The organism is Curtobacterium flaccumfaciens pv. betae (genome assembly GCF_026241855.1).
Classification (GTDB): domain Bacteria; phylum Actinomycetota; class Actinomycetes; order Actinomycetales; family Microbacteriaceae; genus Curtobacterium; species Curtobacterium flaccumfaciens.
In genome coordinates this window covers 26,659-39,079 of record NZ_JAPJDC010000001.1, presented here as the reverse complement: position 1 = coordinate 39,079, position 12,421 = coordinate 26,659, and the positions used below count along the sequence as shown (strand labels likewise).

Annotated in this window: 10 protein-coding genes and 1 pseudogene; 7 read left to right on the top strand and 4 right to left on the bottom strand. The window is 71.7% G+C overall.

What is annotated here, in order from left to right:
- Positions 1 to 2: 2 nt before the first annotated feature.
- The 6 genes and pseudogenes from ORG17_RS00185 to ORG17_RS00160 all read left to right on the top strand — a co-directional run bounded on the left by ORG17_RS00185 (position 3) and on the right by ORG17_RS00160 (position 6,121).
- The gene (locus ORG17_RS00185; RefSeq protein ID WP_250892225.1) at positions 3 to 410 is read left to right on the top strand and encodes a flavin monoamine oxidase family protein; all 408 of its coding nucleotides are present in this window, start codon (positions 3 to 5) and stop codon (positions 408 to 410) included.
- A gap of 43 nt (positions 411 to 453) precedes the next feature.
- Positions 454 to 1,107, top strand: a complete 654-nt coding sequence (locus ORG17_RS00180; RefSeq protein ID WP_182064159.1) for a DUF1345 domain-containing protein — start codon at positions 454 to 456, stop codon at positions 1,105 to 1,107.
- Between the two features lie 39 nt (positions 1,108 to 1,146).
- The gene (locus tag ORG17_RS00175; protein ID WP_214526537.1) at positions 1,147 to 2,181 is read left to right on the top strand and encodes a nitrilase-related carbon-nitrogen hydrolase; all 1,035 of its coding nucleotides are present in this window, start codon (positions 1,147 to 1,149) and stop codon (positions 2,179 to 2,181) included.
- Entirely contained in the window at positions 2,178 to 3,188 is a 1,011-nt protein-coding gene (locus tag ORG17_RS00170; protein WP_111057324.1) for an agmatine deiminase family protein, read from the top strand. The genes ORG17_RS00175 and ORG17_RS00170 overlap by 4 nt, the downstream gene beginning before the upstream one ends.
- Before the next feature lie 238 nt (positions 3,189 to 3,426).
- Positions 3,427 to 4,735 (top strand): annotated as a pseudogene (locus tag ORG17_RS00165) (APC family permease).
- Between the two features lie 21 nt (positions 4,736 to 4,756).
- On the top strand, positions 4,757 to 6,121 hold the full coding sequence (locus ORG17_RS00160) for an NAD-dependent succinate-semialdehyde dehydrogenase (protein WP_214526536.1): 1,365 nt from the start codon (positions 4,757 to 4,759) through the stop codon (positions 6,119 to 6,121).
- Positions 6,122 to 6,287: 166 nt separating this feature from the next.
- Here ORG17_RS00160 and ORG17_RS00155 read toward each other — a convergent pair whose 3' ends face one another.
- The 4 genes from ORG17_RS00155 to gabT all read right to left on the bottom strand — a co-directional run bounded on the left by ORG17_RS00155 (position 6,288) and on the right by gabT (position 10,791).
- Positions 6,288 to 6,446: a hypothetical protein gene (locus ORG17_RS00155; protein ID WP_155896911.1), complete on the bottom strand. Its 159-nt coding sequence runs from the start codon at positions 6,444 to 6,446 to the stop codon at positions 6,288 to 6,290.
- A 60-nt stretch (positions 6,447 to 6,506) separates the two neighbouring features.
- On the bottom strand, positions 6,507 to 7,877 hold the full coding sequence (locus ORG17_RS00150; RefSeq protein WP_214526535.1) for a flavin monoamine oxidase family protein: 1,371 nt from the start codon (positions 7,875 to 7,877) through the stop codon (positions 6,507 to 6,509).
- Positions 7,874 to 9,361 (bottom strand): NAD-dependent succinate-semialdehyde dehydrogenase, encoded by a 1,488-nt coding sequence (locus ORG17_RS00145; RefSeq protein ID WP_214526582.1) that lies wholly within the window; start codon positions 9,359 to 9,361, stop codon positions 7,874 to 7,876. The genes ORG17_RS00150 and ORG17_RS00145 overlap by 4 nt, the downstream gene beginning before the upstream one ends.
- 68 nt (positions 9,362 to 9,429) lie before the next feature.
- On the bottom strand, positions 9,430 to 10,791 hold the full coding sequence (gabT, locus tag ORG17_RS00140; protein WP_214526534.1) for a 4-aminobutyrate--2-oxoglutarate transaminase: 1,362 nt from the start codon (positions 10,789 to 10,791) through the stop codon (positions 9,430 to 9,432).
- 92 nt (positions 10,792 to 10,883) lie between these two features.
- Between gabT and ORG17_RS00135 the strand changes: the two genes are divergently transcribed.
- The gene (locus tag ORG17_RS00135; protein ID WP_214526533.1) at positions 10,884 to 12,419 is read left to right on the top strand and encodes a PucR family transcriptional regulator; all 1,536 of its coding nucleotides are present in this window, start codon (positions 10,884 to 10,886) and stop codon (positions 12,417 to 12,419) included.
- The last annotated feature ends 2 nt before the right edge of the window (positions 12,420 to 12,421 follow it).

Here is a 12,421-nt window from a genome sequence, read left to right as displayed (position 1 = left end):
ACATGTCCCGGGTGACCGGTGCGCCGGTGCTCGCTGCCCTGGTCGGTGGTGCCGGAGCCCGTCGGCTCGAGACCCTGCCGGACGCCATGGTCGTCGACGAGGGGGTGGTGGCGCTGCGGAGGATGTTCGGCGCGTCCGTCCCCCGGCCCGAGGCGTTCCGGATCACCCGGTGGGCCGAGGACCCGTTCTCGCGGGGCTCGTACTCGTACCTGCACGTCGGGGCGTCACCCGACGACCACGACCTGCTCGGCACCCCGTCCGGCCGGGTGCAGCTCGCCGGCGAGGCCACCTGGAGCGACGACCCGGCGACCGTGCACGGTGCGCTGCTGTCCGGACTGCGGGCAGCCGGGCGGTTGCTCGGCACCCAGCTCGAGTCGCTCTCGCTCGCCGACCCGCTGTCCACGCCCTGAGCGCCACACCCCCGCGGGTGTCGGCCCGTGCGACACTCGCTCCGTGACCCCGACGAGGACCCGACCGAGACACGAACACCGGGCCCCGGTCGCCGTCGCGGTCCTGGTGAACCTGGCGCTGAGCCTGTTCCTGCCGGACGAGGTGCTGTTCTTCCCGTCGTGGGTGGTGCCCGTCCTGGGCGTCCTGCTGCTCGCCCCGCTCATCGTCTTCAACCCGCGGCGTCTGACGCGCGAGACCACCTGGTCACGCTGGCTGTCGTTCGCGCTGGCGGCCCTGCTCACCGTCGCCAGCCAGCTCACCGTCATCCGGACCATCACCGAGCTGCTCGGCGGGCACGCAGACGGTGCGGCCGTGCTGCTCACCGCGCTGCAGGTCTGGGTGAGCACGATCATCGTGTTCGGGCTCGTCTACTGGGAGCTCGACCGCGGGGGTCCGGTGGCACGGCGTCGCCCCGAGCTGTGGGCGAGTGCCGAGGCAGACTTCCAGTTCCCGCAGGAGACCGACCCGAAGACCGCGGACTGGCGGCCGGTCTACCTCGACTACCTCTACGTGGCGATGACGAACATGATGGCGTTCAGCCCGACGGACACGATGCCGATGACCGTCCGGGCGAAGATGATCATGGCCTACCAGGCGCTCAGCGGGTTCATCCTGCTGGCACTGGTCATCTCGCGCGCGGTCAACATCATCAGCTGAAGGCCTTGCGGTAATTGATCGTGTGATCAACAATGGCGCATGGACGTCGTCACCGCACCCCCGCTCCCGTCGCCGCTGCACGCCGACACCGGCGCACCCCGCCGGTCCCTCCGCGTCGCCCTCGTGCAGGTGCGGTGGCTCCCCGACCCGGACGAGCACCGGGCCCAGCTCGCCGACGGCATCGCGACCGCCGCAGCGCACGGAGCCACCGCGGTGTTCCTGCCCGAACTGACGCTGCGCCGCTACCCGGGCGACTCCCCGGCGAGCGGGACCCCGAAGGACCTCGCCGAGTCGCTGCAGGACGGTCCGACCGTTGCCTTCGCCCGTGCCCAGGCGATCGAGCACGGGGTGTTCGTGCACGCCTCCCTCTACGAGCGGCCGGATGACGACGACCAGCCCGACGACCCGCGCGGGTACAACACCGCCGTCCTCGTCGCGCCCGACGGCACCCTGGTCGGCCGGACCCGGAAGACCCACATCCCGATCAGCGCCGGCTACCACGAGGACACGTACTTCCGCCCGGGGACGGACGACGACGCCTTCCCGGTGTACGAGCCCGCCGGACTCGGCGTGCGCCTCGGGCTGCCGACGTGCTGGGACGAGTGGTTCCCCGAGGTCGCCCGTTCATACGGCGTCGCCGGGTCCGAGGTGCTCGTGTACCCGACGGCGATCGGCTCCGAACCGACCTTCCCCGACTTCGACACCGCGCCGATCTGGCAGCGGGTGATCGTGGCGAACGGCATCACCGCCGGGCAGTTCATGGTCGTGCCGAACCGGTGGGGTGACGAGGGCGACATCACGTTCTACGGCTCGTCCTTCATCTCGGACCCGTTCGGCCGGGTGCTCGTCGAGGCGCCCCGTGACGCGAGCGTGGTGCTCGTCGCCGACCTCGACCTCGACGCCCGGACGGAGTGGCTCCGGCTGTTCCCCTTCTACCTGACCCGGCGACCCGACCTGTACGCCGGGCTCGTCGACCCCGTCGACGAGCAACGCCACGCGTACGGCGCACGCGACGCGATCGACGCGGCCCTGGCCGTGGAACCGGCCACCGCCGGGCGCGAGGCGCGCGCATGACGTGGGTGATGCCTCCCGAGACGGCTCCGCAGGAACGCACCTGGATGGCGTTCCCGCGCCCCGGCCTGACGCTCGGCGACGACGCGGCGAGTGCCGAGGCCGCGCGCACGGCGTGGGCGACCACGGCCAACACGATCAGCGAGCACCAGCCGGTGACCGTCGTCGTGGACCCGGTCGCCCGCGCGGATGCCGGTCGCCTGCTGTCGTCAGGCGTGGACGTGCTCGAGGCGCCCCTCGACGACTTCTGGATGCGCGACATCGGTCCGACGTTCGTCGTCGACGACGACACCGGGCGACTCGGCGCAGTCGACTGGGTCTTCAACGGCTGGGGGGCGAACCCGTGGTCGACCTGGACGCGTGACGCCGAGGTCGCCGCGACGGTCGCCCGTGCTGCGGGAGCCACACGGATCCCGTCGTTGCTCGTCAACGAGGGCGGGGCGATCCACGTCGACGGCACCGGCACCGTGCTCGTGACGGAGACGGTGCAGCTCGACCCGCGCCGGAACCCGTACGCCGACCGGGAGCGCGTCGAGCTGGAGCTGGCGCGCACGATCGGCGCCACACGGGTGATCTGGCTGCCCCGAGGTCTGACGCGCGACTACGACGGCTTCGGCACCCGGGGGCACGTCGACATGGTGGCGACCTTCGCCGACCCGGGCACGGTCCTGCTGCACGCCCAGCCGGATGCGGGCCACCCGGACCACCTGGTCATGCCCCAGATCCGGCGTGCGCTCGAGCAGGCGACCGACGCGACGATCATCGAGTTGCCCGCCCCCTCGACGCTGTCGGACGACGGTGGACCGGTGGACTGGAACTACGTGAACCACGTCGTGGTGAACGGTGCCGTGATCGCCTGCGCGTTCGGCGACCCGGTCGCTGACGACCGCGCCAGGGGCATCCTCGCCGAGGCGTACCCGGGCCGACGGGTCCGCTCGATCGACGCGCGACAGGTGTTCGCGCGCGGCGGCGGGCTGCACTGCATCACGCAGCAGCAACCGGTGGCCTGAACCACTGCCGCGGTGTACAGCGGGTGCCGATCACCTGTACACCGCGGCCGGTCCGCCCACTGCCGACCCGTCGGTATGGTGCTCCGAACTGATCCGGGCGACGCTGCCCGGCCCCGAAGAGCAGGGAAGTCACATGGCATCACCGATCGCGGTCACCGCGCCGGCAGCACCGGTGCGCGGCGGCTCGCTGAAGCGGAGCCTCGGGCTCTGGGCGATCGTCGGACTCGGCCTCGGCTACATGACCCCGACGGTCGTGTTCGACACCTTCGGCATCGTCTCCGGGCAGACCGACGGCGCGGTGCCGAGCGCGTACCTCATCGCACTCGTCATCATGGCGCTCACCGCGATCAGCTACGGGAAGATGGTGCGCGTCTACCCCGCGGCCGGTTCCGCGTACACGTACGTCCGGGAGTCGATGCACCCGAACCTCGGCTTCATGGTCGGCTGGGCGTCACTGCTCGACTACCTGCTGCTGCCGATGGTGAACGCCCTGATCATCCGGCTCTACCTGGAGCAGGTGTTCCCGGGGCTGCCCCCGTGGGTGACCGTCGTCGTGTACACGGTGTTCGTGACGACGGTGATCTGCCTGTCGATGCGCGGCACGTCGAACCTCAACATGGTGCTGCTCATCGGTGCGGTCCTGGCGATGATCGCGTTCGTGGTCTTCACCGTGATCGAGCTCACCCACGGTGCCGGTGCGGGCACGATCGTCAGCGCCGAACCCTTCGTCCACGACGGCGTGACGATGTCGGCCCTGCTCACCGGGGCGACGGTGGTGTGCTTCTCGTTCATCGGGTTCGACGCCGTGACGATGTACACGGAAGAGGCGAAGTCGATCCGCATCATGCCGAAGGCGATCATGCTGACCGTCCTGCTCGGCGGCGCGATCTTCCTGGTCTCCGCCTACTTCGCCCAGCTCCGCTTCCCCACCAACGCACCGTTCGGCGAGTTCACCGACGACCCGCTCCCCCAGATCGGCCTGCTCGTCGGCGGTCCGGTGTTCCAGGCGGTCCTGGTGTCGGCCGGGTTCGTCGCCGCACTCGCCTCGGGTCTCGCGTCGCACGCCAGCGTCGCCCGCATGCTCATGGTGATGGGCCGGAACAACGTGCTGCCGAAGCGGGTCTTCGGGTACGTGCACCCCCCGTACGCACACCCCGGTGTTCAACGTCGTCTTCGTCGGCGCGGTCACCCTGCTGGCGATGAGCTTCTCGCTCGACACGATCGCGGCCTACATCAACTTCGGCGCGCTCATCGCGTTCACCTTCGTCAACGCCACCGTGATCGTGCACTTCGCGATCCGGAACGGACGCCGTCACACGGCGGGCGACCGCTGGCGCTACATCGTGCTGCCGGGGGTCGCGATGCTCCTGACCGGGGTGCTCTGGTCACAGCTCCATGCCGACGCCCTGATCGCAGGAGGAGTGTGGGCGGCGATCGGGTTCGTCTACCTGCTCGTCATCACGAAGGGCTTCCGGGTCGCACCGAAGGGCTTCGACGAGAACCAGCCCGTCACCGGTGTGAACAAGCAGCTGACCGACCAGGCCTGACCGCCACCACGAGAGGACGCCATGTACGCCGTCACCGACCCCACCACGGGCACGACCCTCGAGACCTACCCGACCATCACGGACGCGGAGCTGCACGACGCCGTCGCAGCCGCCGACCGCACCCACACCGAGTGGTCACGGACGACGACGGTCGCCGACCGCGCGGCCCTGCTCCACCGGGTCGCGGACCTGTACCGGGAGCGGCACGCCGAGCTCGCCGCCACGATCGTGCGCGAGATGGCGAAGCCGATCGACCAGGCCGAGGGCGAGGTCGACTTCTGCGCCGACATCTACGACTACTACGCGGACCACGCCGAGGCGTTCCTGGCCGACCAGCCGATCACCCTGGCTGACGGGTCCGAGGGGTCCGCGTTCATCCGCAAGGCCTCCATCGGCGTCGTGCTCGGCATCATGCCGTGGAACTTCCCCGCCTACCAGATCGCCCGGTTCGCCGGACCGAACCTGGTCATCGGCAACACCGTGCTGCTGAAGCACGCACCGCAGTGCCCGGAATCCGCCCTGGCCATCGAGCGGATCTTCCACGATGCCGGCTTCCCGGACGGCGCCTACACGAACGTCTTCGCGACGAACGACCAGGTCGCCGACGTCATCGCCGACCCGCGCGTGCAGGGCGTCTCGCTCACCGGTTCGGCGCGCGCCGGTGCCGCGGTCGCCGAGATCGCCGGCCGGAACCTGACGAAGGTGGTGCTCGAACTCGGCGGGTCCGACCCCTTCATCGTGCTGTCCACCGACGACCTGGACGCCGTCGTCGAGTCCGCCGTCACCACCCGGCTCGAAGGGAACGGCCAGGTCTGCAACGCCCCGAAGCGGTTCCTGGTGGTCGACGGCCTGTACGACGAGTTCCTGGCGAAGTTCACCGCGGCGATGTCGGCGGTCGAACCGACCGATCCGAGCGTGCCCGGTGCCGAACTCGGTCCGTTGTCGTCCCCGGCCGCGGCCGACCGGCTGCAGGAACAGCTCGCTGCCGCCGTCGAGCAGGGTGCGACCGTCGTCACGGGCGGCGACCGCCGGGGAAACGCCTTCCTGCCGACGATCCTGACCGACGTCACACCGGACAACGACGCCTACCGCGAGGAGTTCTTCGGCCCCGTCGCCGCCGTGTACCGCGTCGCCGACGAGGACGAGGCGATCGCCCTGGCCAACGACACCCCGTACGGCCTCGGTTCGTACCTGTTCACGACCGACGCCGACCAGGCGCTCCGGGTTGCCGACCGGATCGAGGCCGGCATGGTCTACGTGAACATCGTCGGCGCGGACAGCCCGGAGCTGCCGTTCGGTGGCGTCAGGGGCAGCGGCTTCGGCCGCGAGCTCGGCCCCCTGGGGGCCGACGAGTTCGTGAACAAGAAGCTGATCCGCATCGGCTGACCGACGCGGAGACGCCGGCGTCTCCGCGAGACGCCGCCGAATCCGGCGGCGTCTCGCTGACGTGACGGCGTCCGATCAAGACGCCGGTGTGTTGCAGCCAGCCCCACGACGGACGGGAGGCGCGGTGCCAGCTGGCACCGCGCCTCCCGTCCGTCGTGGGTCGCCGCTACTGCTGCGGGTCCGCGGGCTCGCCGCCGGAATCCGTGTCGCTGTCCTGCTGCGGGTCCTCCGTCGCGTCGCCGGTGGGCGACCCGTCCGGCAGGTCCTCGGTGTACTGCTCCTGGTCCTTGGTGGGGTCGCTGGACCCGTTCGCTGCGTCACTCATGGCCCGGACGGTACGCGTCGGCGCCTGGACGGGGCACCCAGCCGTAACCGGCCCAGGTGATTACCGTGCCGCAGTGGGCTGTGGAACGACCGCCAGGATCTCCTCGGCGACCTCGCGCCCGATCCGCACGGCACCGTCGACGTGCTGGTAGCCCTGCCCGGCCAGGTCGCTCGAGGCGAACCGGATCGGACCGACCGCGGCGCGCTGGTCGGCGCCGTAGCGGACGAGCCCGCCCAGGTCGAAGCTCGCCGCGTAGGCGCCGCGCGTCCACTCCTCGGTGCCCCAGTCGCTCTCGTAGTAGACGACGGGCGACAGGGCCTCGTCGCCGTAGTAGTGCGCCAGCGAGGCGAGCACCCGGGCCCGGCGTTCCTCGGTCGACAGCGCGAACAGGTCGTCGGCGTGCTGGTCGGAGACGAACCCGACCAGGGTCCCCTGCTCCGAACCGTGCGAGGTGTTGTCGTACGCCTCGTGCACGACCTCGTACGGGCTGAACGCGGTGCCGGACAGGCCCGCCGCACGCCAGAAGGGACGGTCGTAGACGGCGTGCACCTTGATCACGAAGCCCATCGACAGGTGCTGGTGCAGCTGGTGCTGGCGTCGGGGCAGCGGCGGCTCGTACGAGATCCGCGAGTACAGGGGCGGCGGCACCGCGACGAGGGCCTGTCGGGCGTGCACCTCGATCCCGCCGTCGGCGAGCGCGACGACCCCGTCGTCGCCCCACCGCAGCGTCCGGACCGGAGCGTTCAGGTGCACGTCGTCGCCGAGGCGCTCGGCGAGCCGCTCGGACACCTGCTGCATGCCGCCGACGACCCGCTTGTCGAGGATGAAGTCGGCGTCGACCAGGTTGGTGAAGCTCCCGGCGGACGCCGCCATCAGCAGGGCCTGCAGCGCCGAGAACGCGTGCGCGGGCTTCGTGAGCATCGCGCCGGCGATGAACAGCTCGACGTTGTCGGTCGCGACCCGGTCCGGGCTGAGGTCGTGCAGCCAGGCGCGGAACGAGACCTCGTCGAGGGCGGCCGCGTCCGGGGTCTCCCAGGGGCGGGCCGGGTCGACCTTCGCGACGTACTCGTCGACGACGGCGACGAGCCGTTCGATCTCGTTCGCCGTGGCCTCGGGCAGGGGGAAGATGTCGCCGGTGTACTCGGTCCGGGTGCCGTCGGCGTCGATGTAGACGCTGGAGCCCTCGCGGTACCGGTCGTAGGTCTGCAGGCCGAGCTCGTCGAGGGTCTCGAGCAGTGCGGTCTGGTCGGGCGAGACCCACTGCCCGCCGATCTCCAGGGTCACCCCGTCGATGTCGTTCGTCCAGGTGCGGCCCCCCACGCGGTCGCGGGCCTCGAGCACGGCGACCCGCAGGCCGGCGGCCCGCAGGCGGTTCGCGGCGGTGAGACCGGCGACACCGGCTCCGATGACGACGACGTCCTTCTCGATCATCGAGCTGCTCCCTGTGCGGTCGTGGTGCTGTCGGTGTGCCGGAACGGGTCCGGGGTGAGCGTGTACATGGTCTCGAGGTACTCGGCGATGCCCTCGCCGCCGCCCTCGCGACCGAGGCCGGACTGCTTCACGCCGCCGAACGGGGCCGAGGCGTTCGACACGACCCCGGTGTTCAGCCCCAGCATGCCGGTCTCGAGCCGCTCCATCAGGCGCTGCCCGCGTGCCGGGTCCTCGGTGAACGCGTAGCCGACCAGACCGTACTCGGTGTCGTTCGCGGCGGCCACGGCCTCGTCCTCGGAGCGGAACGTGCGGATCGCGAGCACCGGCCCGAAGATCTCGTCGTCGAGGATCGCGCTGCCGGGTCGCACGTCGGTCAGGACGGTCGGTGCGTAGAAGGTGCCGGGCCCGTCGACCGGGTGTCCGCCGGTCCGGAGCGTCGCCCCGCGCTCGACCGCGTCGGTGACCAGGCGGTGCGCCTTGTCCACGGCTCGGGCGTCGATGAGCGGCCCGATGGCCACGCCGTCCTCGGTCCCCCGGCCGACCCGCATCGCGGCGACCCGCTCGGTGACCCGGCGGGTGAACTCGTCGGCGACGTCCTCGTGCACCAGGAACCGGTTCGCGGCGGTGCAGGCCTGGCCGGTGTTCCGGAACTTCGCGGCGAGCGCGCCCTCCACCGCCAGGTCGAGGTCGGCGTCGGCGAACACCAGGAACGGGGCGTTGCCGCCGAGTTCCATGCTCGTCCGGAGCACGTTCTGTGCCGCCTGGCCGAGCAGTGTGCGTCCGACCGCCGTGGAACCCGTGAAGGACAGCTTGCGCAGGCGGCGGTCGGCGATCACGGGTGCGGAGACGTCGGCGGCCCGGGTGGTCGGGACGACGTTGACGACGCCGGCGGGCACACCCGCCTCGACGAGCAGGTCGGCGAACAGCAGGGTGGTCAGCGGCGTCAGTTCGGCCGGCTTCACGACGACGGTGCAGCCTGCGGCGAGCGCCGGTGCGATCTTGCGGGTCGCCATCGCCAGCGGGAAGTTCCACGGTGTGATCAGGAACGCGGGTCCGACGGGCTTGTGCGAGACGGTGGCACGGCCGGTCCCCTCGGGGTTGGTGCTGTACGAACCACCGATCCGGACCGCTTCCTCCGAGAACCAGCGGAGGAACTCGCCGCCGTACGCGACCTCGCCGCGGGCCTCGGCCAGGGGCTTGCCCATCTCCAGCGTCATCAGGAGCGCGAACTCCTCGCGTCGCTCCTGCAGCAGGTCGAAGGCGCGGCGCAGCACCTCGGCGCGCTGCCGCGGGGGCGTGGTCGCCCAGCCGTGCCGTGCGGCGACGGCGGCGTCCAGCGCCTTCCGGCCGTCCTCGGGCGAGGCGTCGGCGATGTGCAGGAGTGTTTCGCCGGTCGCAGGGTCGACGACGGCGAAGGTACCGCCGTCGACCGCCGGCTGCCAGACACCGTCGACCAGGAGGCCCGTGGGGACGCGGTCGAGCACCGCCTGTTCGGCGGCTGGTCCGGTGGCGTCGGGGACGCTGGGCCACGCTGTGGCGGGGATCGTCGCGCTCACGACGCGGCCAGCCCGTCGAGGACGACGGTCAGGCCGTCGCGGAGCAGGTCGTCGTCGATCGACAGCGGCGGCAGGAAGCGCACGACGTTGCCGTACGTGCCGGCCGTGAGGGCGATGACGCCGTGCTCGAACGCGTGCTGCACCACCCGTCCGGTGAGCCCGGGGTCGGGATCACCGGTGGCGGGGTCGACGAGCTCCATCGCGACCATCGCACCGCGGCCGCGGACGTCGCCGATGCGGGGGTCGTCGGCCTGCGCGCTGCGCAGGGCGTCGAGCAGGACCGTGCCGATCGCCCCGGCGCGCTCGACGAGTCCGTCGTGCTCGAAGGCGTCGATGGCCGCGAGGGCTGCGGCGCAGGCGATCGGGTTGCCGCCGTACGTCCCGCCGAGGCCGCCGACGTGGGCGGAGTCCATGATCGCCGCACGCCCGGTCACACCGGACAGCGGGAGTCCGCCGGCCATGCCCTTCGCGGTCGTGACGACGTCGGGCACGATCCCCTCGTGCTCGCTGGCGAACATCGCGCCGGTGCGGGCGAACCCGGTCTGCACCTCGTCGGCGATGAACACGACGCCGTTGGCGGTGGCCCACTCGGACAGTGCGGTGAGGAAACCCGGTGCCGGGACGACGAAGCCGCCCTCGCCCTGGATCGGTTCGATCAGGACCGCGGCGGTGTTCAGAGCCCCGACCTGCTTCTCGATCTGGCTGATCGCACGCTTCGCCGCCTCGGGCCCCGACAGCCCGTCGTGGAACGGGTACGACATCGGGACGCGGTAGACCTCGGGTGCGAACGGTCCGAAGCCGTTCTTGTAGGGCTGGTTCTTCGCGGTCAGCGCCATCGTCAGGTTCGTGCGGCCGTGGTAGGCGTGGTCGAAGACGACGACGGCCTGCCGACCGGTGTGCTTCCGGGCGATCTTGACGGCGTTCTCGACGGCCTCGGCCCCGGAGTTGAACAGCGCCGTCCGCTTCTCGTGGTCGCCGGGGGTCAGACGGTTGAGTGCCTCGGCGACGGCGACGTACCCGTCGTAGGCGGCGATGGTGAAGCACGTGTGCGTGAAGGCGGCGACCTGCTCGGTGACCGCAGCGACCACGCCGGGGTGGGCGTTGCCGACCGACGTCACGGCGATCCCGGACCCGAGGTCGACGAACGAGTTGCCGTCGGCGTCGACCACGACGCCGCCACCGGCCGCGACGACGGCGATGGGCACGGCGACGCCGACCCCGGCCGCGACGGCACCGGCCTTCCGGGCGAGCAGCTCCTGCGATCGCGGGCCGGGGACGGCGGTGACGAGCCGTCGCTCCTGGGGCAGCGAGGGGCCGCCGGTGGTCGCTCGGGTCGCGGACGCTGCGGTGGAGGACATGCCGCGATGGTAGGAGCCACCACCGCGCACTCGTACTGTCCACGGCGTACATCGGCCCCCGGCCAGATCGACCCGATGGATAGGGTGACCCCATGCCCGCAACGCTGCGCTCCCTGCTGCACCGGCGTGAACTCCACCTGCGCCCGCTCACCGACGCGGACGAGCACGCCCTCGATGCCCCGCTGTCCTGGCTGCACAGCTCGGATCTCGAGGACCCGACCCCGTTCCTCACCGAGGGACAGGGACTGCTCACGACCGGCACCCAGTTCGGTGCCGAGGCCGAGGTGCGCGACGACGTCGCCGAGGCCTACGTCCGGCGGCTCGTGGACGGCGGCGTCGTGGCGCTCGGGTTCGGCACCGAGGTGGTCCGGGCCGGCACCCCCGACGCCCTGGTCGCCGCCTGCACCCGGAACGGACTGCCGCTGTTCGAGGTGCCCTACGAGACCTCCTTCATCGCGGTCGCGCAGGCCAACGCCGAAGCGGTCGCGCGGGACGCCAACGCACGCGGTGCCTGGGCCCTCGCGGCGCAACGGGCCATCTCGCTCGCCGCGATGCGACCGGACGGACTCGGCGCGACCATCGCCGAGCTGTCCCGGCAGCTCGACGGGTGGGTCGGCCTGTTCGACGTCTCCGGGCGGCTCGACCGCGGACACCCCGCCGACGGGCTGCCCGCTGCCGACCTCGACCTCCTGCGGACCGAGGCGCTGCGGCTGCTGCGCTCCGGGCAGCGGGCGAGCCTGCCGGTCGCCACGGACCGGGGCGTCGGGTACACCCTGCAGACGCTCGGCAGCGGCGGGCACCTGAGCGGCGTGCTCGCGATCGCGAACGGCGGAGCCCTCGACCGGGCCGGACGCGAGGTCGTCACGGCCGTGATCGCCCTGGCCAGCCTCGCCCTGCAGCAGAACCGCGAGCTCGCCCGTGCCCGCGGACTCCTGCGCACCGGACTCCTCACGATGCTGTCCGTCGGCGAACCCGAGGTGGTGCAGGCGACGTCACGCGAGGTGTGGGGGCCGCTGCCCGCCGAACCCGTCCGGATCGCGGCCGTCGACGTCCCCGACCACGACCTCGACACCGTGGTGGACCTGCTCGAACTGTGGGTGCAGGACCGTCCGGGGCACCTGTTCTTCGCGGTCGACGACGCCCTGTTCCTCTGCGTGAACGCGGACGACACCGGGATCGTCGGTGAACTCGTCGACCGCTTCGACCTGCGCGCCGGCCTGTCCGACGGCGCCGCGTACCGGTCGTTCGGACGCGCCCGCACCGAGGCCGTGCAGGCGCTCGACCGACGCCGTGAAGGACGCCCGGGCACCACCGAGTTCGGCGACCTCGCCCGAGAGGGGGTGCTCGCCCACCTCGCCCACGTCGACGTGGACGCCGGTGCCGTCGCCCGCGCGTTCCTCGCCCCGCTGCTCGACCACGACCGCACGGCCGGCACCGAGCTCACGGGCACCGTCCGGACCTGGCTGCAGGAGAACTGCGAGTACGACCGCACCGCACGGGTCCTCGGCATCCACCGGCACACCGCCCGCGCCCGGGTGGAGCACGCCGGTCGGCTCCTCGACCGTGACCTCTCCGTCTTCTCGACCCGGGCCGACCTCTGGGCAGCCTTCGTGGTCGAGGGCGCGTGACG